Origin of the sequence: Paraburkholderia sp. SIMBA_054 (genome assembly GCF_046534875.1) — a bacterium.
GTDB lineage: Bacteria > Pseudomonadota > Gammaproteobacteria > Burkholderiales > Burkholderiaceae > Paraburkholderia > Paraburkholderia hospita.
On sequence record NZ_JAWRXV010000035.1, the window covers coordinates 42,183 to 63,153 of the forward strand.

The 20,971-nt window shown below is 57.0% G+C and carries 17 protein-coding genes; 12 read left to right on the forward strand and 5 right to left on the reverse strand.

All coding sequences use genetic code 11. The features are described 5' to 3' along the window. The first annotated feature begins 185 nt into the window (after positions 1-185). From SB822_RS34110 to SB822_RS34125, 4 genes are read left to right on the forward strand one after another with little or no spacing between them, the layout of a single operon-like run. Entirely contained in the window at positions 186-683 is a 498-nt protein-coding gene (locus SB822_RS34110) for a hypothetical protein (RefSeq protein WP_318271128.1), read from the forward strand. Further along, positions 680-2,656 carry an integrase gene (locus tag SB822_RS34115; protein WP_410856629.1) on the forward strand — a complete coding sequence of 659 codons (1,977 nt, stop codon included), beginning with the start codon at positions 680-682 and terminating at the stop codon, positions 2,654-2,656. Before SB822_RS34110 ends, SB822_RS34115 begins: the two co-directional genes overlap by 4 nt. Before the next feature lie 27 nt (positions 2,657-2,683). Then, complete coding sequence (locus SB822_RS34120) at positions 2,684-3,661, forward strand: AAA family ATPase (protein ID WP_410856630.1); 978 nt, start codon at positions 2,684-2,686, stop codon at positions 3,659-3,661. Positions 3,662-3,665: 4 nt separating this feature from the next. After that, positions 3,666-4,382 carry a hypothetical protein gene (locus SB822_RS34125; RefSeq protein ID WP_410856631.1) on the forward strand — a complete coding sequence of 239 codons (717 nt, stop codon included), beginning with the start codon at positions 3,666-3,668 and terminating at the stop codon, positions 4,380-4,382. 402 nt (positions 4,383-4,784) lie between these two features. Here the strand turns inward: SB822_RS34125 and SB822_RS34130 are convergent, their stop codons facing one another. Continuing rightward, complete coding sequence (locus SB822_RS34130; RefSeq protein ID WP_410856632.1) at positions 4,785-5,096, reverse strand: DUF4148 domain-containing protein; 312 nt, start codon at positions 5,094-5,096, stop codon at positions 4,785-4,787. Positions 5,097-5,420: 324 nt separating this feature from the next. On the opposite strand from SB822_RS34130, the gene SB822_RS34135 reads away from it, so the two are divergent. After that, complete coding sequence (locus tag SB822_RS34135; protein ID WP_410856633.1) at positions 5,421-6,326, forward strand: LysR substrate-binding domain-containing protein; 906 nt, start codon at positions 5,421-5,423, stop codon at positions 6,324-6,326. A gap of 35 nt (positions 6,327-6,361) precedes the next feature. Here the strand turns inward: SB822_RS34135 and SB822_RS34140 are convergent, their stop codons facing one another. After that, positions 6,362-7,252 (reverse strand): AraC family transcriptional regulator N-terminal domain-containing protein, encoded by an 891-nt coding sequence (locus SB822_RS34140; protein ID WP_410856683.1) that lies wholly within the window; start codon positions 7,250-7,252, stop codon positions 6,362-6,364. Between the two features lie 495 nt (positions 7,253-7,747). Here SB822_RS34140 and SB822_RS34145 point away from each other — a divergent pair, with 495 nt between their 5' ends. The 6 genes from SB822_RS34145 (at position 7,748) to SB822_RS34170 (ending at position 16,199) form a co-directional block, all read left to right on the forward strand. Continuing rightward, complete coding sequence (locus SB822_RS34145) at positions 7,748-8,773, forward strand: alpha/beta hydrolase (protein ID WP_410856634.1); 1,026 nt, start codon at positions 7,748-7,750, stop codon at positions 8,771-8,773. 378 nt (positions 8,774-9,151) lie between these two features. Beyond that, a complete protein-coding gene (locus SB822_RS34150) occupies positions 9,152-9,763 on the forward strand; it encodes a (2Fe-2S)-binding protein (RefSeq protein ID WP_410856635.1) in 612 nt (203 codons plus the stop codon). After that, positions 9,763-12,024, forward strand: a complete 2,262-nt coding sequence (locus tag SB822_RS34155; RefSeq protein WP_410856636.1) for a molybdopterin cofactor-binding domain-containing protein — start codon at positions 9,763-9,765, stop codon at positions 12,022-12,024. Before SB822_RS34150 ends, SB822_RS34155 begins: the two co-directional genes overlap by 1 nt. Before the next feature lie 47 nt (positions 12,025-12,071). Beyond that, positions 12,072-13,427, forward strand: coding sequence for a c-type cytochrome (locus SB822_RS34160; protein ID WP_410856637.1), 1,356 nt, complete (start codon positions 12,072-12,074; stop codon positions 13,425-13,427). A gap of 315 nt (positions 13,428-13,742) precedes the next feature. Next, positions 13,743-14,792, forward strand: a complete 1,050-nt coding sequence (locus SB822_RS34165; RefSeq protein ID WP_410856638.1) for an NAD(P)-dependent alcohol dehydrogenase — start codon at positions 13,743-13,745, stop codon at positions 14,790-14,792. 168 nt (positions 14,793-14,960) lie between these two features. Next, entirely contained in the window at positions 14,961-16,199 is a 1,239-nt protein-coding gene (locus SB822_RS34170) for an MFS transporter (protein WP_410856639.1), read from the forward strand. A 70-nt stretch (positions 16,200-16,269) separates the two neighbouring features. On the opposite strand, the gene SB822_RS34175 is transcribed toward SB822_RS34170, so the two are convergent. Continuing rightward, positions 16,270-16,932 carry an NADPH-dependent F420 reductase gene (locus tag SB822_RS34175; protein ID WP_410856640.1) on the reverse strand — a complete coding sequence of 221 codons (663 nt, stop codon included), beginning with the start codon at positions 16,930-16,932 and terminating at the stop codon, positions 16,270-16,272. 354 nt (positions 16,933-17,286) lie between these two features. Here SB822_RS34175 and SB822_RS34180 point away from each other — a divergent pair, with 354 nt between their 5' ends. After that, the gene (locus SB822_RS34180; protein ID WP_410856641.1) at positions 17,287-18,186 is read left to right on the forward strand and encodes a LysR family transcriptional regulator; all 900 of its coding nucleotides are present in this window, start codon (positions 17,287-17,289) and stop codon (positions 18,184-18,186) included. Positions 18,187-18,318: 132 nt separating this feature from the next. Here the strand turns inward: SB822_RS34180 and SB822_RS34185 are convergent, their stop codons facing one another. Next, positions 18,319-19,818, reverse strand: a complete 1,500-nt coding sequence (locus tag SB822_RS34185; protein ID WP_410856642.1) for an aldehyde dehydrogenase family protein — start codon at positions 19,816-19,818, stop codon at positions 18,319-18,321. Positions 19,819-19,899: 81 nt separating this feature from the next. Next, positions 19,900-20,922, reverse strand: a complete 1,023-nt coding sequence (locus SB822_RS34190; protein ID WP_410856643.1) for a zinc-dependent alcohol dehydrogenase family protein — start codon at positions 20,920-20,922, stop codon at positions 19,900-19,902. Positions 20,923-20,971: the final 49 nt, after the last annotated feature.

Below are 20,971 nucleotides of genomic sequence, written 5' to 3' on the forward strand. Positions count from 1 at the left end.
TTGTCAATTCGCATCCTAGACTTCGAATCCCCTCGTAAGAGCTTGATCTTATGGACAATTCCGTGCATATGATGCGGCCGGCCGCCCTTGCGCGAACACGCGGCGCGCACCGTTTCGAGGTCTTCAGTCCGAAGCTCAAACGGCGACTTACATTCGACCGCCGCTGCGCTGTCGATGAATGGATCGTGCTCGAATCGGATCCTGCGGTGCAAGCCTTCTGCGAACGCCCCGGCTTTGTCCAGTTCGGCGGTGAGCGGTTTCGCGCCGATTTCCACGTCTGCTACGCTGACCGTCGAGACCTGCTACTCCTACCCGATCCGGTCGCCGTGAAAGACAGCAAGCCACACGCGGATCTCGATGTCAGCGCCATGAACGTGCGTCTGCTTGAGCCTGCCGACCTGGCCGCCTCGCGCATCTGGATCGACAACTGGCAACGTATGCTGCCCTGCCTGACGGCCACGCGCGGCCTTGTACCGACCTCGCTACTCGATGCGATCGAGCGCTTCGTTGCAACGGCTCAACCATTACTTGCCATCGAGCGGGAATTCTCGACGGGCGATCCCATCCTGGCACGCGCTGCGGTGTTCGCCCTGCTGCACGCAGGCCGCATCGGCGCACCCGAGTTGCGCACCACGCCCCTTTCGTGGCTCACGCGATTTACCTCTGCCGAGGCCCAGCCATGAGTCGTCGCAAACCCGAACTGCAAGCTCTCGATGTAACGACCTGGCCAACAGTAGCGTGGACCGAGCTCGATGCGGCCGCGCGTGAACGCTTCCGGTCCAGGATGCAGGCAATCGAGCGCTACGCTCTCGGCGAGCCCGTCAAGGACATCGAAGACGCTACCGGTGTGAATCGTCGGCAGTTGTATCGTTTACTTGGGCGCGCGCTCGAACAGCATCATGACGGGCGCATTTTTGGGTACCGCGCGCTTATTGCGCATGTCCGCGTAACGGAGTACGTCCGAGTGCGCCCCGTCACTTTGCCAGGCGAACGCGGCAACCGTGGCGCAGTGGGCGCCCTCTCACAATTGCTCGAACGTTATCCAACCCTTGCCGGCTGGCTCCGGCTTCAGCTCAGGCAGCATCGCTTCAAGCTCGATCAACTCGGCACCGACGATGGTCTCCGTACGCGTCTGCGCGGGCTGAAAGCGTTGCATGCCGAATTCCTTCAGCAGTGCAGACGAGCAGGTCTGACGGCGGTGGACTATCCGTTCTGTACGAAAAGCCGTGCCATTCGGTCCCTGTCGGCATGCGTCAAGGCGGAGTTGCTGCGCGGCTTCGGCACAGCTGCGCGCGCGGCCGGTGCCTCACACCTCAAAGGCTTGCCGCGCCCCGATGATGCAACCGGCGCACCAACGGCCAGCCGGCCTTATCAGGTCGTGGAGTTCGATGGACACAAGCTCGACATCCGGCTCAAGATCGTCGTGCCCGATCCGCTCGGCTTCGCGCACGAGTTCGAAATCGAGCGTGTCTGGCTGCTCGCGATCATCGACGTGTGTACGCGCGCGGTGCTCGGCTTCCATCTGGTGCTTGCTCGTGAATATAGCCGCTACGACGTCATCAAGACGATCGAGAAAGCGCTGGAGCCCCGCCGCGAGCGTGCCTTCGGGATCCCGGGTCTCGCGTATGGAGCACAGGACGGGTTTCCGTCCCAGCGCCTGCCCGAACTCGCGTACGTTACATGGGAGTGGATGAAACTCGACAACGCGAAGGCGAATCTTGCCGCCGACACACTTGCTGCGTTGTGCGAATTCGTTGGCTGCAGTGTCGACGCTGGACCCCACTACAGCCCTGACGACCGCCCTTACATAGAGCGGTTTTTCGGCACAGTCCAGTCGCGCCTGTCTTCGCGATTGCCGGGTTTTACGGGTTCACATCCGCGCGACCTTCGGCGGGCACTAGCCGATCCCAAGGGTAACCTGCGCCTTTACGTATCGCTCGACGAACTAGAGGAACTGATCGACTACTCGATCGCCAGCTACCACGGCACCCCGCATGCAGGTCTTAATAGCGTGACGCCTCTCGAAGCCATGACGTATTTCGTGCGGGTCCAACAGCAATTGCTCACATGGCTGCCCGAGCGATATCGTCGAACGTTGTGCCTGATGCAAACGGCGCGGCGTTGTCGCGTGCGCGCGTATCTCGAGCAGGGGGTACGACCACACATCAATCTGTACCGCGTTCGCTACACCAATGCGGTGCTCGCCTGCAGCACGCACCTGATCGGACAGCCTCTGCTCATCTATATGAATGCGGACGATCTGCGCTGCGTGCGTGCCTTTCTGGCAGATGGCACGGAACTCGGCGTGCTTGAGGCGCAAGGGGCGTGGGGCGTCAAGCCGCACAATTTGAAGCTGCGTCAGGAAATCCTGAAGCTGCATGGCAACAAAAGTACGCTCGGCACGAATCCGATCGAAGCCTACGTTCAGGCCAAGCTTGCCGAGGCCAGGAAGACCCGAAAGGCGGCCTCCGAACTCGCGCAGGCGATGCGCACGCTCGCTGCGGCGCCGATTGTGGGGATACCGCCAGGTCCCGTCGCTTCACCCACCGTCGTCGCCGCCGCTGCGACGACGATGACTCCAGATACTGGCAACGAGTCCCCACCTGTGAGCGTGCGCCCGCGCAAGCTCACCATTGGCACTGGCCAGGTTTTCTAACGTGTCATTTGCATGGGAGGAGGTTCCATGTCGCAGCAATTACCGCGTCCGATTGATCCGTCATTGCATCCACTCGTCACCGGCAATTACCGCCTTGCGACGCCTGCGATCGAAGCGCTCTATGAGCTGGTCACACGCTGTCTGCGCTATCGGATTCCGGGTGCGCTCATTTACGGACCGCCGCGCATCGGCAAAACCCGCGCGATCGAGTATGTGCGGCTCCTGCTCGCGCGTCAGTATCCCAGGATGTCGAGCTACCATGCGCAATGCGAGCACAAGCCGCGGCACGCCGAAGCCCCGTTCTTCGGCAATCTGCTGGAAGCCGTCGGTGATCATACTCCGCACGCGGGCACGAGTTCGGCCAAACGCACTCGCCTCTCGCTGCGCATTCGCGAGGCCGCCGCTCGGGCCGGAAGTGGCACGGTACTTCTCTTCTGTGACGAGAGCCAACGTTACAACGAGAATGAATATGAATGGTTGCGTGATGTGCATGACGCGCTCGATCGCCAGCAGATCAAGCTCTTCACGTTCCTCGTCGGTCAGCAGGAACTGCTCGCGCAGAAGACGGCCTTGCAGATGGCCGGTAAAACACAGATTGTCGCGCGTCTGATGGTCGAGGAGCTCCCGTTCTACGGCATCAGGAATGCCGAGGATGTCGCCACGTGCCTTAACGGCTACGATCAGACCGCGTATCCGGAGGGCTCTGCTTGGAGCTTCACGCGTTTCTATCTTCCGCAGACGTTTGACTCCGGCTATCGCCTGGTCGGCGACGCCGGTGCGCTCTGGCAAGCATTCGAGGCTGCACATCATAAGGCGAGCCTGCCGGGTAACCTCGAGATACCGATGGACTCGTTTGTACGCGCTGTCGAGATCGTGCTCAAGGAAAGCGAGCTCAGGGACGCGCCGGGCTACTGCCCTGATGCTGCCTTGTGGACTCACGCGGTTCAGCACTGCGGCTATGTTCAGTCCCGTCATGCGACGGGACGCGTGCTGGCAGCGGTGTGATTTCGTGGCGCTCAAACGGCCGCGCTTCCCGATTCTGGCGTTTGATGAATCGGAGCTTTCGCTTTCGCGAGGAAGCGCGTTCAACCCCAAGTGGCTTTTGCCGGGGGAGTCGCTTGTCTCTATTCTGTGGAAGTTCGCGTGCGCCAACGTACTGCCCGGCGACGTGCTCGTGCATCTGATCAGCCCGTGCGTTGATCCGTCGGAGGGCGTAGCACCTGTCCGCGACGACATCGAATTCACGCGCCTGTGCCGCATACTCCGGCTGCCAGAAGGGGTGTTGCGGGTGTCTTTGCTTGATGCAGCGCTTCCCGGTCGGCCTCACCCGGCTTTCCGCTATTGTAAACTGTGCGCCGCGCATGGCTACCAGAGCGTGCTACATCAGCTTGAGGATGAAGATCGCTGCCCCGCACATCATCAATCACTCGACACACGTTGTCCGCACTGCGGTGGCGAGACGCCGTACATCGTCAGCGCCAGCGTAATCGAGGCTCCGTTTCGATGCCTATCGTGCCGTTCCCATTTCAGTTATGGTCGACTTTCGCTCCTCTCGACCATCCCTGCGATGCGCAGGCAGGACCGCATTGCCATGAGACGTCGCTTGCTGCTGCGGTTGGAAAATACGGTCGACACCGTGGGCCCCAAGGTGGCAACGCCCGTCGTAATTGACACTTCGCAATGCCAGGCCAGTGACAACTTTACTTCGTTTCCTGCAAGTCGCTGATCTCACGTGATTTTATCGACTCGCCGGCACCGCGACGCCGCGAATTGACAACTTTATTAGCGAAGTTGTGACAACTTTGCTTCGGTCTACGGGTGGGTCAGTTTCACATCGGCGCTAACACTTAAGAACCAGCATGTGAAGATTGTCCACGTCAAAATCCTGTTACAGCAGCTACTCCGGTGACGAAGGATCCGCTATCCTGGAATCGGACGCGGGACTCGTATCGGATCCTTTGACAGGTGATTTGTCGTCGCGATGGACAGCGAATGAATGGGGCCGGCCCAAAGCCCAAAATCAGGATGAGCCGGACTGTGACGTTGACGAGATTTTCCTGTGCCCCCGTGTAGCGCGTCGGACGATGACATGGATAACTCCGCAATTTGGCACAAACCCGCGCGAACTTTAATCGCAATGACTTGTGTCATGCGATGCCAACTGATTTACGTGGCTTGATGTGCCTCGCTCTGCCACAACCTTAGCCGATGCAGATTGAGCGTCATCCACCCAGGTCCTCGGATTCTGGCGAGCCGGATTGAAGCCGGCAGATGAATATTGAGCCATCTCGTCTCGGACCTGTGCACGCGTCAAGGCATGCTCAGGTAGCGTCTGCGCGAACGTTGAAGCGGAAATTAACAATCCGACGGCCGAAATCAGACAATGCAGTTTATGTTTCAAAGTGACCTCTCCAGATACGTAGAGATCTTCGCCAGACAACCTTGTGGCCGACGTAAGACCAAATTAAGATGAGTGCCTCGGCAGAGCTGCTATCGCCTCCGGGCGAACTGATTGAAGACTCGCCTCTCTTGCGCTGAGGTGGAACGACAGACATCGGTAGCTACTGTACAGTCCAAGCAAGGTGCCGGTAAGCTTCGAATCTCGCTAACACCTATAGACAAAATTCATCAATCGAGCGCTACCGCCGAAGCGGCGGGCTGATGCCGCGGTACAGATTCCGCTGAGCCTTAAATGACGGGCACACGACGGATGTCGAGCTCTCGATGCTCGTATCAGAATTTTCCACACGAGGGCCCAGTAGGCATGTATGACAACACCCTTCGAGACTCGTTTAGCGGCCTAACTGCGTTTATCACGGTCGCGCGCGAAAAAAGCTTCACACGGGCTGCGGCTCAGTTAGGGCTTTCGCAGTCGGCTGTAAGTCACTCGGTTCGCGCACTGGAAAAAACTCTTGGCGTACGCCTGCTCGCTCGAAACTCCAGAAATGTGTCTGCAACTGAGGCCGGAGAACGGTTGCTTCGCACTGTGGCGCCCCAGTTCGAGGAAATCGACGCTGAACTGCAGGCGCTCTCGGAATTGCGAGACAGCCCATCTGGGACCATACGGATCACAGCTTCAGACCACCCTATCCGCTCGGTCCTTGCACCAAGATTGAAGAAATTCCTGCCACAGTTTCCAGGGATTAAGCTAGAGCTATCCGTCGACAACGGCCTTACCGACATCGTTGCAGCCCAGTATGATGCGGGCGTCCGGCTTGGAGAATCGGTTGCACAGGACATGATAGCCGTGCGCATCGGGCCCGATCTTCGCTTCACAGTCGTCGCTACAAGAAAGTACTTCAGCAATCGCGCAATGCCGCGGAAGCCCAATGATCTGATGGAGCACAACTGCGTGAATCTCCGATTGCCCACATACGGCGGTATTTGGGCATGGGAGTTCGAAAATCGAGGCCGACAGATAAATGTTCGGGTTAGCGGACAAGTCATGTACAACAGCATCTATGATTGCCTAGATGCAGCAGTCGCGGGACTTGGAGTCGCTTACGTGCCAGAGGACATGGCGCAGCCATATGTGAAAGCGGGGCACCTCATCCCGACGCTCGAAGAGTGGTGCCCGTTATGGGCTGGGTACCATCTTTACTATCCGAGTCGAAGACAACCGTCTGGCGCAATGTCGGCTCTGATCGCCGCCTTGCGACATACGCCATAACATCATCGGGCTTCGATGCACATCTTACAACGCGTTCACCTGCTCCGTTTCGACTGCGCGGTATTCCTTAACGCAGCGATGTCTCGCTTGGGCGGTGCGCCGTACAGGCGACTGTATTCTCGATTGAATTGGGACGGGCTTTCATAGCCGACCTGGAAAGCAGCACTTGCCGCGTCCAGATGCTCATTCAGCATAAGTCGCTTTGCCTCATTCAGTCTCAGCCACTTCTGATACTGCAAGGGGCTCATTGACGTCAGTTGCCGGAAATGATGATGGAATGTCGGCGTACTCATCTGTACCCGGGCCGCCAGTTCCTCAATTCGGAGCGGTACCGCATAGTTCGCCTTTAGCCAGGCAATCGCCTTCGCAACCCGATGGCCTTGAGCATCCACTGATGCGATTTGCCGAAGCAGTGCGGACTGATCGCTCATCAACAGGCGATAGTGAATTTCGCGCTGGAGTAGCGGCGAAAGCACAGGAATAGCATCCGGCTCGTCCAGAAGATCCAGCAAACGACCCAATGGGTTCAGGATAGCCGGCGTTACTGAACTGATTCCAACGCTCTTGCTTGCCGCGCGAGGTCGCGATAGTGGCAGCCCGCACTGCGCAATTAACTCAGCGAGAACCCGCAAGTCAAGCATTAAGGTTAGTCCCAAACAGGGCCGCTCTGGGCTGGCCGCGACCACTTCAGACGTTGCTGGCAGGTCCAGTGAGGCAATCAGGAACCGCGAGGCGTCGTAGGGATACGCTTCGCCGCCTACAAGCATCTGCTTAACTCCTTGTACAACCAGAACAATGCTGGGCTCGATGATGCACGGCGATGGTTGAGCCGGCGCTTCCCGTCGAAAGAACGTGAGATTCGGGATCGGTGTCGCGCAATCTCCTGCAGGGTCCATCGCCCACTTGCCGATGACGCGAGCCGGCATACCTTGCTCCTCCGCAAGCGGCGCAGCGTCGCTACGCTTGACCTTGTGATTTGACATCCCAGCAAAAACCTCCTTGACTCGACTGTACTCCAGCGACGGATGTTTTGTACCTGCTGCATCGAGACTCATCGGATTAGGCAACAAAACGAGCGGATTGCTATATCAGTTCTCGGTGAGCGACAGGAGAATGTCTTCTATTCGGGATACCGTGACAAGCAACGAGCGTCGGTTCACTCCTGTGGCCGGACAACAACCGGACGACGCTCGACTACGACTCACCCGTGCACTGATGCATGGACGTCGGCAGCGAAACTCGAAAGTCAGAAGCACATCTGTGATTTTTCCGGGGAGTTGCATCACCACATGCCATAACTCAGCCGTGACGACAGGCTTGATGCCAGCCTTGATCGGCGTTTGGAGAAAGGACATCGCGTAGCGTTACGTTTTCTTCGTCTCGAGCGTTGCCCAATTTTTTGTTCACGTAAGAAGATGTCTATGAGAAAGCTTCTACTGTTTTTTACGCTCCTGGTGAGCTCATTTACTGCGATGGCTCAAGATATGTCGAATGGCGCGGACAATTTCTACAAGAGCAACAAGCTGACTGTTGAGAAAGTCACTTTCAAAAACCAGTATCAAATGAAGGTTGTTGCGAATCTCTTCATTCCGAAAGGTTTGGATCGCAGCAAGAAGTATCCGGCGATTGTCGTCGGCCATCCCAACGGTGCTGTGAAGGAGCAAAGCGCGAACCTCTATGCACAGAAGCTTGCCGAGCAAGGGTTCGTGACTTTGGCCCCCGATCTCTCGTTCTGGGGCGAAAGTGAAGGTCAACCGCGTAATGGCGTCTCGTCCGACATATATACCGAAGTATTCATGGCCTCGGTTGATTTCCTCGGCACCCGACCTTTCGTCGATAGGAGCAGGATTGGCGCTCTCGGCATCTGCGGGAGCGGCAGCTATGTCGTCAGCGCGGCGAAGATCGACCCAAGGATGAAAGCCATTGCTACGGTCAGTATGTACGACATGGGTGGCGTGAACCGCAACGGGCTAAATCATTCCCAGTCGCTTGAACAGCGAAAGCAGTTTATTGCTGCGGCTGCGGAGCAACGTTACGTGGAGTTTCAGGGCGGCAAGAAAAAATACGTTGATGGAATGCTCGAAACGCTGAGGCCGGACGCTAGTCCTATCGAGCGGGAGTTCTTCGATTTTTACCGTACTCCCCGAGGCGAAGTTGTTCCTAAGGGATCGTCGCTCTACCTCACTACCAATCGCCCGATTACTGCGGAGGTGAAGCAGATGAACTTCTACCCGTTCAACGACATTGTGACCATTTCGCCCCGCCCGATGCTGTTTATTGCCGGCGAGAAGGCGCATTCCCGAGAATTTAGCGAGGAAGCGTACAAACTTGCTGGTCAGCCCAAGGAACTGGTCATCATTCCTGGTGCCGGTCACGTAGACCTGTATGACCGGACAGATCTGATTCCGTTCGCCAAGTTGACCGACTTCTTCCAAAAGAACCTTTGAAAACCGACTTCGTTAGCGAATTTTGACTGATCGCGCGACATCGTTCCCGGTGTCGCGCCATTCTCATTCACAGCTTGAAAGATGCGAAAAACCAAGGCGGATCCGTTGCAGCGCGACCGCCAGCGCCGCCTCCGCAGGGTTTTTTATTTATCGACTGGGTTCATAGAGCCTAGTGAAACTGAAGTGATGTCGTTGCGTTCTGGCGTGTTACGTTTCGTGCGCATGGATCATGCGTCGATCCCGGATATAGGAATGGCGCACACCTAAGTCTTGTGTGGCCGCTGATGAGTCTTATCGAAGCAGTCATATCGCGCGAGCGGCACACTCTGCGGACAGGTTACGGCGTCAATCTCTCGAAGCAATTAGTTTTCGAAAATCATGGAACTTCAAATCAACGATACGTCCTGCCATGTCGAGGCAGATAGCGACACTCCACTTCTATGGGTGCTTCGTGATGAACTAAGACTAACAGGCACGAAGTATGGTTGCGGCCTCGCTCAGTGCGGAGCCTGTTCTGTATTGATCGATGGCGCGGTGGTGCGCTCTTGCGTTACACCCATTGACGGCCTGACGGGCCGCAAGATAACGACGATCGAGGCGGTCGAGGCCGACACCGTCGGCAAACGTGTCGTCGCGGCTTGGGTCAAGCATCAAGTCCCGCAATGCGGCTACTGCCAGTCCGGCCAGGTCATGGCCGCAACTGCCCTCCTGAAGCAGACACCGCGCCCCACCGACGAAGAGATTGCGGGGGCCATGCTCAACCTATGTCGTTGCGGAACATATAACGCGATCCGTGCAGCGGTCCGCGATCTGGCGGGCGTCGAGGTCAGTGCTCCTGCACCACCAACACATGCCTCCATTGAAACGATATCGCCCCTCGGAGACGGCGTGCGCGTTGCTGCATCCGCTGCTGTTCTTCTCGGCATTGGTGCCGTAACTCTAACGAGTGCGTCGGGTAACCCTGGTGACAACGAACGGGGAGAAGATTGATGTCGAAAATGGTATTCGAGCCCGTGAGCGACGAAACGTTCCCGACCACGGAGACCCCGGTCAATATATCGCGGCGGCGCTTTCTGCTGGCGTCGGCAGGCATTGCGGGAGGCGCTCTCGTTCTCGGTTTTGGTCTTCCCGTCCGAGACGCGCGCGCTCAGGCGGCTACTAATCTACCAATAAAGCGAGTTGCGGCATTCCTGGAGATACGTCCCGACAATACGATCCGCTTCCAAAGCCCATTCATCGAAGGAGGTCAAGGCATTTTCACCGCCATGGCGCAAATCATCGGCGAGGAACTTGACGCGGATCCCGCAACGTTCGTGGTGGAAAACGCGCCCCCTGGAAAGGACTATCAGATCATGGATAGCGGCGGACGGTACACTGGCGGGAGTTCCTCAGTCCGCTCGAGCCATCAGACGATGCGCCGACTGGGCGCACTGACACGCGGGATGCTCCTTCAAGCGGCCGCCCGTAAATTGCACGTTCCCGTCAGCCAACTTACTACGCAGCCGGGGCGAGTCGTCCATAGCGGTTCAAATCGCTCGCTCAGCTACGGGCAATTGACTTCGTCAGCTATCAGCCTGCCGGTTCCTGACCCGGATAGCGTAAAGCTGAAGGACCCAACTCAGTTCCGCTGGATCGGCAAGCCTATCGAACGCCTGGACGTACACGAGAAATCAACGGGTAGAGCGATCTACACTATCGATACTCGCGTTGACGGCATGTTGCATGCATCCGTGCAACACGCACCTAGACTCGGGTTGACGGTCGGCTCGCTCCGTAACGAGAGTCAGGTCAAAGCAATGAAAGGCGTCCATTCCGTCCATCGACTGGATGGCGCGGTGGCAGTCGTTGCTGAACGGTGGTGGGTTGCAAAACGCGCGGCGGAAGCCTTACAGGTTGATTGGCGCGAGCCGGGGCCAGACTCAACGCTCCGGTACATGCCGGCCGATTTCTCGACGAACGCGTTCCGTGAACAGCTTGCAAGTGCATCGGGCTCAGGTGATACGGCAGAGACCGCTGGCGACGTTGGGAGCGCGATGAAACATGCGCACGCGACCGTCAGTGCGACTTACCATAGTCAGTACCTCAACCATGCGCAGCTGGAGCCGCCGTCATCCCTGGCGCGGTTCAATCCCGACGGTACGCTCGAGGTATGGCTGCCTAACCAGGCGCCAGACCTCTTTCTGGCGGACATGGCTAAACGAACCGGACTCGATCCGCAGAAAATCATCATCCATTCGCCAATTCTTGGCGGCTTCTTTGGGCGGCACTTCATCTACAACACTGCGAGCCCATATCCTCAAGCAGTCCAGCTGGCGAAAGAAACCGGCCGCCCTGTCAAGGTCATCTGGAGCCGTGAAGAAGAGTTTCTTCGTGACATCTTGCGTCCCATGGCCGTCGTCCAGTTTCGTGCAGGGCTCGATGCGAACGGCATGCCTGTCGCCCTTGAAGCGGTCAGCGCGACCGAGGGTCCTACGGAGGGTATCAACAACAAACGAGATACCATGCTTGACCCGACTGCTCTGGAGGGCTTGACTGGCAAGGCCTACGCAATCCCGAACCGGCGCATTGCTCAACTGTATGTTAAGACGCCCGTCATGCTTGGCTACTGGCGCTCCGTTGGAAATTCCCATAACGACTTTTTTTACGAGACGTTTCTCGACGAGATGGCCGACAAAGGCGAACAAGATCCCTACGATCTTCGACTCAGACTCTTGCAGGGTAATCGCAGGTTGACCAACCTTTTGCGCGCGGTCAGCGAGCTTGCTGGCGGATGGCAACGTGGTCCGTTCACAGCGAAAGATGGGACGCGACGTGCACGCGGCATTGCCATGGCTTCCCCGTTCGGTTCGCAGACGGCCGCGATCGCAGAAGTTTCTATCATGGACGGCCAAGTCGTAGTACACGATATATGGCAAGCAATCGACCCGGGGAATATCGTTAATCCTGCCATCGTCGAGGCGCAAGTAAGTGGCGGAGTTGCGCTCGGACTGTCGCAAATTCTCGTCGAAGAAGCTGGATACGAGAACGGCATGCCGGTCGCGAGAAACTATGACATGTATCCCATCCTGCCACCTGGGCGGATGGCACGTGTACACGTCCGCGTTGTTGAGAGCGGAGAAAAGATGGGAGGCATCGGCGAACCACCGGTTCCAGCCGTTGCGCCAGCCGTCGCCAACGCAGTCTCCCGATTGACAGGTCAGCGAGTTCGAAGCATGCCGCTCTCCCGGTACTCCTTCAAAAGCCAAGCCTAGCCGCACATCCGATACTTTTGTGACAACAAATGACTAAACGCCGGTCAATGAAACTTTTGGCCGCGCTGCTGGTGTGCTGCCTCATGGTAGCGGCCGGTGTAGCGCGATTCGTGACTTTGACTCCCGCCTCCCCCTTCGATGGCGTTAGAAGCATTCAAACACCAGCGTCCGCGCTCATTCGACACGGCGAGTACGTCGCCAGACTTAGCGATTGTATCGCATGCGACAGCACGCCACGCAGCGCGCCGTTCGCCGGCGGCCTGGAAATGGCAACGCCAATGGGATCCATTTTCGCTACGAACATCACGCCCGACAAGGAAACTGGCATCGGCGAATACAGCCTGGCAGACTTTGACAGGGCCGTTCGACATGGTGTGGCACGGGATGGACATCGACTTTATCCGGCGATGCCTTATCCATCGTATGCGAAGCTCAGCGACGACGATATGCGCGGTCTTTATGCCTATTTCACACAGGAGGTCACTCCCGTTAGGCAAAAGAACAGGGCGACGGAGATACCCTGGCCATTGAACATGCGTTGGCCACTAGCACTCTGGACCGCCGCTTTTACGGAGTCCGGTGCATATCGACCGAAGACGCATCCAGACGCGGACCAGCATCTCTGGAATCGTGGCGCCTATCTTGTCCAGGGAGCTGGTCACTGCGGGAGTTGTCATACGCCGCGAGGCTTCCCGATAAACGAAAAGGCCTTGGACGACGGCGATCCTCTTTATCTGTCGGGCGCGCTTCTCGACGGCTGGTATGCCCCGAGCCTCAGAGGCGACGTCAACACGGGGCTTGGCCGGTGGAGCGAAGTGGACATTTACAGATTTCTGAAGCTTGGGCGCAACCCTCATGCGGTGGTATTCGGCTCAATGACTGAAGCTTTCAATAACTCTACTCAGTTCATGACAGATGGAGACCTTAAGGCCATTGCACATTATCTTAAATCACTTCCTGGGGATTCCGGGCGGGACGGATTGCCATGGTCATACGACCCGACGATGAAGGACGCCCTGACCGTTGGAGTACGGCTTAAAAAGCCGGGTGCGCAGACGTTCATCGCTAAATGCAGTGCCTGTCACGGCCAAGACGGCCGCGGTCAGGGTGAATGGATTCCGGGACTTGCTGGGAGCGCGTCGTCTATGGCCAAAGAAAATGCGTCTAGCATTAACGTGATCTTGAACGGATCGGGACGAGCCGTTGCAAATGGCGTCCCAGACGCCTACCGCATGCCGCCTTTCCGAAATCAACTCTCGGATCAAGAGATTGCCGATGTCCTCACCTTTGTGCGGACGTCCTGGGGCAACAGGGGCGGCGCAGTGGCGTCAGATGAGGTGAGAGACCTTCGACGACGGACCACTTCGGCAAGCAGCAACGTCGTCGTCCTGCAGATGCGTTGATCCGGCGCAACCAAGCTTGAATCCGGACCAAGAGTGGCTCGCGGTTCGGATAGTTGTTGGTCATGCGCCCGAGAACAACGCGGGCGCCGCTAGTGCTGCCAGGACGGATAAATGCTCGCGAACACAGCGAACGACGCACCTCGATCGACCGTTGTCCGCACCGAGCGATGTAATCGCTGCTCCAGGCCGCGATCTCGATTTATCAATCCTGCACATAGCCGCATTCGGCGTATGCGTCTTATCAGATGGAGCGAGGAAGCTTACATTATCGGCAATGGTCTTTGAAACGTACCGTGTTGTTAGAGGAGAAGATTCATGGATGTTAAAGCATATGGCGCTTACGCCGGGGACGAGCCACTGCAACCGCTTGAGATCAGGCGACGTGTGCCAGGCGCTCATGACGTCCAGATTGAAATCGCGTTTTGCGGCATCTGCCATTCAGACCTTCACCAGGTCCGCGCAGAATGGGCCGGGACGCAGTTTCCTTGTGTACCGGGTCACGAAATCGTCGGGCGCGTATCAGCTATTGGCGAACACGTGTCGGGACTGAAGGTTGGCGACCTTGTCGGCGTCGGTTGCATCGTTGATAGCTGTAAGCACTGTGACGAATGCGATACCGGACTCGAGAATTACTGTGATGGCCTCGTCGGAACCTACAACTTCCCGACCTCCGACGAACCTGGCTGGACACTTGGCGGATATTCTGAGCGAATCGTCGTTCATGAACGGTACGTGCTCCGAATCCGCCACCCGGAAGAACAGTTAGCGGCCGTCGCACCATTGCTTTGCGCCGGGATCACAACGTACTCACCGCTGCGTCACTGGGAGGCCGGGCCGGGAAAGAAGGTCGGCATCGTCGGTATCGGTGGCTTAGGGCACATGGGTATCAAGATCGCCCACGCGATGGGCGCACACGTGGTGGCATTCACCACGTCTGAGTCGAAGTGCGAAGACGCGAAAGCCTTGGGTGCAGACGAAGTCGTAGTCTCACGCAATCCCGATGAGATGGCAGTTCACCTGAAGAGCTTTGACCTGATTCTTAATACGGTAGCGGCACCGCACAGTCTCGACGACTACCTGACGCTTCTAAAGAGAGACGGTACGTTGACGCTGGTAGGCGCCCCGGCCACCCCGCACCCTTCTCCCGAGATTTTTAATCTGATCATGAAGCGACGATCGGTGGCAGGCTCGATGATTGGCGGAATTCCAGAAACTCAGGAGATGCTGGATTTCTGCGCAAGACATAACATCGTCGCCGATATTGAGATTATCAATGCTGCTGAAATCAACACCGCCTACGAGCGGATGTTGAAGGGCGACGTCAAGTACCGCTTCGTGATCGACAATTCAACCCTGCTTGTCTAGAACACGAACTCGTCGGCGGGTCTCCGGTAATCCTACCTAACGGCGCCCGTCCGACTTAATCAGATACTACCCGCCCCATCTGCACGCGATTTCGAGCAGCCCGACGACTTACTTTTCTCGAGTTCGGCCTTCCGGACCATCGAAAAAATACTACCTTGTTTGTGACGTATGACCAAGTCTGAAGTTCGTCCGTGTGATCCTGAATTGTTCAACGGCACGCCGGCATGGGGCGCAGTGCTGGCAATGTCACTTGGCGCGTTCGCCCTAGTCGCGTCTGAATTCATGCCAGTCAGCCTCCTGACTCCCATCGCCACCGATCTCCACATCAGCGAAGGGCAAGCCGGGCAAGCGATCTCCGTTTCAGGGGCGTTTGCATTATTCACGAGCCTCTTCATCTCTTCGCTGGCAGGACGCCTCGACCGGAAAGTACTTCTGCTTTCGCTGACGCTTCTGATGATCGTATCGGGAACGGTCGTGGCGTTCTCCCTAAATTATGAAGCATTCTTGATTGGACGCGCGCTTATTGGTGTTGCGATTGGTGGCTTCTGGTCGATGTCGGCAGCAACGGCCATGCGGCTTGTGCCGAGTCACCAGGTTCCCCGCGCCTTGGCAATCCTCAACGGAGGAAACGCGCTTGCAACCGTGATTGCCGCGCCCCTCGGAAGCTTCCTCGGCGCCCTCATTGGTTGGCGCTGGACGTTTTTTTGTGTCGTTCCGATTGCTGCCGTCGCCCTCGCCTGGAAGCTCATTAGTTTTCCGTCAATGAAAATCGCAGGCGGTCAACGTATTGGAAATGTTTTTCGCTTGATGAACCGCCGTCCTGTCGCACTGGGAATGATCGCTGTCAGCCTGTTCTTCATGGGGCAATTCTCCCTCTTCACGTATTTGAGGCCCTTCCTTGAAGCAGTAACCGATCTGAGCGTCTCGGCCCTTTCGCTTATGCTGCTGCTTATGGGAGTGGCCGGGTTCGTAGGAACAACGTTGATCGGAACGTTCCTGAAAGAACGTCTCTATCGAACGCTGGTCATCATCCCTGCACTGATGGCTCTAATCGCACTAGCGCTGATTTTGATCGGGAGCTCCGCAGGCGCCACCGCTGTCGTCTTGGTCGCTTGGGGCTTGATCGCCACGGCCGCGCCTGTGGGCTGGTGGACCTGGCTGGCAAGGACTTTGCCCCAAGACGCTGAAGCTGGTGGCGGGCTGATGGTGGCGATTATTCAACTTGCAATCACACTAGGCGCAACGATGGGTGGGGTATTGTTCGACCTCGTGGGCTATAAAGCAACGTTCGGTACGAGTGCGGGGATTCTTGTGATCGCTGCAGTGCTCGCAAGACTGGCAGGCCACGATGCTGTCAAAAGAATGGCACCGGCCCGTGGATCAGAGACGAAGCGGCATCGAGGGTAGCCACGCGGCACGTCTGCGATCCGGTGTATGCAGCAAACACCACTTCAGTCCCGGTTGTGAATTTGCAGCGTCACTTCGGTTGGCAAAAAAGTCGACCGAAACGGCCAACGCGGTAGGCCCATGCTGGGCCTTCGTCCGTCTCGTAGGCCAAAACCCCCGCCAACATACCGAAAGGCTCGATATAGCGGGCGATCTGCAACGGACCTGCATCAACAGGATCGAATCCGACCTGCACAATCAGATCTGAAGCGACAGACTTGCTGTTCGAATCGTTTCCGCAAAAAATAAGGCTTGGTCGTAGTGACTCGCTCCTGCGTTCGAAGACAGGCATTAACGCCTCGCTAGGGACAGTCTGAAAAGCAGCGACCACGTGCGCATCAGGTATCTTTTGCGAAAGGACCTCAGCTCCCGAACACGTGTGACCGATAGTCAGTTGAGTGTCTCCAGCATTTAGCGGATTGCAGCAGCTTATAACCGTCTTTCCCGCCAGACTGCCAGCCGAAGATAGCACTTCATCGATATTCAGCCAGTGTACGGCGAGTAGTACGAGGTCCGCGTCCTGCACTGCATCGCGCGGATTGCCCGAGCACGCGGAGTCACCGGCATCACGAACCAGTTGGACAAGTTTTTGCTCACTGCGAGAATAGCTGAATGTCACCTGGTGGCCCACTCGGGCGAACATTGTGCCAAGATTGCCACCCATGCGGCCAGAACCCAAAATCCCAATTTTCATCTTTCGACTCCTGGATAAGATCATCGACGCGGCAGTGGAAGAAGCGCGAGTAGTCTACCGATGCAATAGTCGTGTCTCGCCATGCCCACAACATGCGAGGGGACGAACGGCGTCGTCACGCAGCAGTACATTAGGTGGGACCTGTTCACCTCATCGTGGTAGAAGCCATCCCTGCTCTGAAATCATGCAGTGCCTTCGATTAGAAGCCGACCATGCCAGTAGAGTAAAGCGGCCTCTTTTGTATGCAACTATGAATGAGATTCATAAGTACATACGTCGATCAAGAATGAACCTTGATATATGGCCACCGCATCCATGCTAGACTTACTCCCTCATCATGCACCCGATCGATAAATGCCTCGGGAAAACTACAGCGAGCTACTTGCGCTAATCTCGGTCGCGCGTGAGCGCAGCTTCACACGTGCTGCCGCCAAACTCGGCATGTCGCAATCAATGCTCAGCCTCACGATCCGCAAACTTGAAGCGCGGCTTGGAGTGCGATTGCTCACGCGGACCACACGTAGTGTCTCGGTCACAGAGGCCGGCGAAAGACTGCTACGAGTCACTATCCCCAGGTTTGACAGCATCGAATCCGAGCTGAAATCGGTAGCGGAGCTACGGGATGTACCCGCTGGAAACATTCGAATAACGGCAACGGATCACGCAATTGACACTTTGCCATGGCCAAAGCTATCCGAGATTTTGCCAACCTATCCACAGATTAATGTTGAGCTGAGCATCGACTATATGCTGACCGACATAGTCCAAGGGCGGTACGATTTTGGGGTGCGCCTCGGCGATGAGTTAACTCAAGACATATCGGCCGTTCGCATCGGACCCGATTTTAGGTTCGCCCTCGTAGGGGCGCCGTCATATTTCGCGTCGCGCCCTATGCCGACAAAGCCAGAGGATCTTCTGAATCACGACTGCATCAATCTCCGGCTACCCACTCGAGGCAATCTCTATGCTTGGGAACTCAAGAATGGGTACCGAGAAATTAATGCCAAGGTGAATGGTCGACTGGTGTTCAACGGTATCTATCAAATACTGAACGCCGCCCTCTCCGGCTGTGGGCTGGCCTATATTCCCGAGGATCTCGCTCGGCCACACCTTGCGGCGGGAAGGTTAGTTCCTGCGCTAAAGACCTGGTGGCGGAAGTTCCCCGGTTATCACCTTTACTACTCAAATCAATGGGAAACGACGCGAGCAATGCAGGTCCTGATTGAATCACTGCGGATAGGGAAGCGAGGATAGCGCCTAAGCGTCCAGAGTACTCAACCACACATTTTCCATGCCATTGGCTTCCATCCTCACTCTCCGCGGCTTAACGAGTCGCGTTTGGTCTACTGCTCGCGCTACGCGGCTCGCACTGTTGCGGCAGTTACATCAAGTGTTGATGTAGACAGTCTTGGTGTAAAGATAGGTGTCGAGGTGTGCGCGTCCACCCTTCGCACCGTAGCCGCTGTGCTTGGTTCCGCCAAAACCGACAAGCGGATCCGTTACCCCATAGCAATTCACCCACATCATACCTGTATGAATCCCCTTGACGACCCTCAGTGCGGTAGAAAGGTCTCTCGTCCATACCGCACCGCCTAAACCGTATTCCGTCTGGTTCCCAAGTGCGATAGCTTGCTCGGCCGTGTCGAAAGGGATTACCGAAAGCACGGGACCGAAAATTTCTTCCTGCGCGATCCTCATTTCGTTGTCCACATCAGAAAATACTGTCGGGGACACGAAATATCCCTTGGCGAGGGAATCGCCGAGGCGTTCACCGCCGCATACCAGTTTGGCGCCTTCACGAGACCCAAGATCGATGTACGACATCACACGGTCGAGTTGCCGCTCTGAAATCAGAGGTCCGAGTTGCGCGTCAACGTCCAGGCTATGTCCCACGCGGACAGACTTCGCAAACTCAGCAACGCGTGCACAGAATTCCTTGACGATCGGACGTTGCACGAAAACTCGGGTTCCCGCGTAGCAAATTTGCCCCGAATTGGCGAACACGCCCATCGCCGCGCCAGGGACCGCTTTGTCAAGATCCGCGTCGGCGAAAATGATATCCGGTGACTTTCCACCGAGCTCAAGCTGTAGTTTTTTGATGTTAACAGCCGAAGCTTCAATGATTTTTCGGCCTGTCACCGTAGAACCGGTGAATGCGATACGATCAACTCCGGGATGCCGGGCCAAGGCTTCCCCGGCAACCCCGCCCATTCCTGTAACTACGTTTACAACGCCAGGCGGAAGCCCAGCCTCGTGGAGCAGCTCAACCACACGCAACATGCTCAGCGATGCATCTTCGGCCGGTTTGAGGACGATAGTGCATCCTGTGGCCATCACGGCGCCCAGCAACCACCATTGACTGACGAGTGGACCGTTCCAAGGGACAATCCCCCCGATGACACCCACTGGTGCCTTGATCGACATTGTGACGACTTCGCCGGGCAACCCGTTTTGCAATGTCTCGCCTGCGATCGTTGCTGTCTGTGACGCAAAAAAGAGGATGAACTTCAGCATCGTCGCTTTGGAGGCGCGTGTGCGAGAGATCGGCGCGCCCATGTCCATGGACTCGATCTCTGCCAGTTCATCGAAATTCTTCTCCATAAGGTCATGGACCCGATAGAGAAGCATCTGACGCTCGTAGGGACTCCAACGACTCCACGGCCCCTCGAAGGCCGCGCGTGCGCAACGAACCGCACGGTCAATATCTGCCTCGTTGCCCTCGGCCAAACGACCAATCACTTCACTGGTCGATGGGCTTCGCGTATCAAAAGATTTTTCCAGGGCGGCAGAGACTTCCTCTCCGCCAATCCAAAGTCCGTGCTTCTCGCGAGACAAGAACCTCTTTGTCGCGTCGCTGAGAGGAGCAAGCGAAGCTTGTGCTTTCATAAATTCTCCGGAACCAGATTCAGTATTGGCGAGGTAGCAGATGGCAGCGTCTCGCTGGGCGCAGAATGGAAACACGCACAACTACATCAGGAAGACGCCCTTGCCACCACTCTGCAGATCAAACTTGCGATAAGCCTCTTCGGCCTCACCTAGACTCCAGCGATCCGTGAAGAGCGCATCCAGATCGATACCCCTTTCTATTACAAAGTCCGCGCAGGCCTTCTGGGCTTGAATCGACATGGTCCACGACGTCAAGATGCGCAGTTGTGTGCGAAGCAGGTTTGCGAGGGAGAACGTAATCTCGGCACCAATCCCGACGAGACATACCGTGCCCCACGGCCTCACGCAGCTAATGGCGTCCCGCCCAGCCGCCGCCGCACCTGCCGTCTCCAGCGCCATCGTTGCGCCTCTTCCGCCCGTCAGTTCTTTGATAGCTTCCGTAACGTTTAGCTGACGTGGGTCAAGTACGTGATCCGCGCCGAAAGCCTTTGCAGTAGCTCGTCGGCTCTCATCGATGTCCAGACCGATGACGCGCGCTCCTTGCGCCTTGGCGAGAAGCGTGGCGGAAAGTCCAACGGGTCCTTGGCCGAAGATAGCGATCGTGTCCCGCCCGGTCACATCCATTCTTTCAAACGCGCCCCAAGCAGTTCCGGTGCCGCAGGAAATAGCGGCCCCTGCAGCAAAGCTAAGACGTTCATCAAGCGGCACCAAGGTGCCTGCCGGGACCTTCATATACGGTGCATGGCCCCCGTCCGAGTCGATTCCATACACCTTGACCGGGACAGCTCGACACATTTGCGGCCACCCCGCGCGACAGTCTTCGCAGCCAGAACAACCGTAGTAGTGATGCACCATCACCCTGGCACCGATGCGTGCATGAGGACTTATCGCCCCTGGCCCAACTGCCACGACCACCCCGCAAGGCTCATGTCCCCCAATCAACTGACCGGTAACCATGTTGGCCGGCCGGCGGTAGAGGTGAAGGTCACTTCCACACATTCCCGAAGCCTTCATCTCGATGACGACCTCTCCCGGGCCCGGTGTCGGGTCGGGGACTTCAACGAGCGCAACCTTACGGTCACCTTGAAAGACGATGCCACGCATAATAGGATCTGCCTCCTCTTTAGTTTCTAAATCAGATGATCATTCAAGT

Coding starts and splice junctions, on each gene's coding strand:
- SB822_RS34180 (WP_410856641.1), top strand. CDS start 17,287: ATGCCTCGGGAAAACTACAGCGAGCTACTTGCGCTAATCTCGGTCGCG.
- SB822_RS34190 (WP_410856643.1), bottom strand. CDS start 20,922: ATGCGTGGCATCGTCTTTCAAGGTGACCGTAAGGTTGCGCTCGTTGAA.
- SB822_RS34145 (WP_410856634.1), top strand. CDS start 7,748: ATGAGAAAGCTTCTACTGTTTTTTACGCTCCTGGTGAGCTCATTTACT.
- SB822_RS34155 (WP_410856636.1), top strand. CDS start 9,763: ATGTCGAAAATGGTATTCGAGCCCGTGAGCGACGAAACGTTCCCGACC.
- SB822_RS34160 (WP_410856637.1), top strand. CDS start 12,072: ATGAAACTTTTGGCCGCGCTGCTGGTGTGCTGCCTCATGGTAGCGGCC.
- SB822_RS34140 (WP_410856683.1), bottom strand. CDS start 7,252: ATGCCGGCTCGCGTCATCGGCAAGTGGGCGATGGACCCTGCAGGAGAT.
- SB822_RS34165 (WP_410856638.1), top strand. CDS start 13,743: ATGGATGTTAAAGCATATGGCGCTTACGCCGGGGACGAGCCACTGCAA.
- SB822_RS34115 (WP_410856629.1), top strand. CDS start 680: ATGAGTCGTCGCAAACCCGAACTGCAAGCTCTCGATGTAACGACCTGG.
- SB822_RS34170 (WP_410856639.1), top strand. CDS start 14,961: ATGACCAAGTCTGAAGTTCGTCCGTGTGATCCTGAATTGTTCAACGGC.
- SB822_RS34150 (WP_410856635.1), top strand. CDS start 9,152: ATGGAACTTCAAATCAACGATACGTCCTGCCATGTCGAGGCAGATAGC.
- SB822_RS34185 (WP_410856642.1), bottom strand. CDS start 19,818: ATGAAAGCACAAGCTTCGCTTGCTCCTCTCAGCGACGCGACAAAGAGG.
- SB822_RS34175 (WP_410856640.1), bottom strand. CDS start 16,932: ATGAAAATTGGGATTTTGGGTTCTGGCCGCATGGGTGGCAATCTTGGC.
- SB822_RS34135 (WP_410856633.1), top strand. CDS start 5,421: ATGTATGACAACACCCTTCGAGACTCGTTTAGCGGCCTAACTGCGTTT.
- SB822_RS34120 (WP_410856630.1), top strand. CDS start 2,684: ATGTCGCAGCAATTACCGCGTCCGATTGATCCGTCATTGCATCCACTC.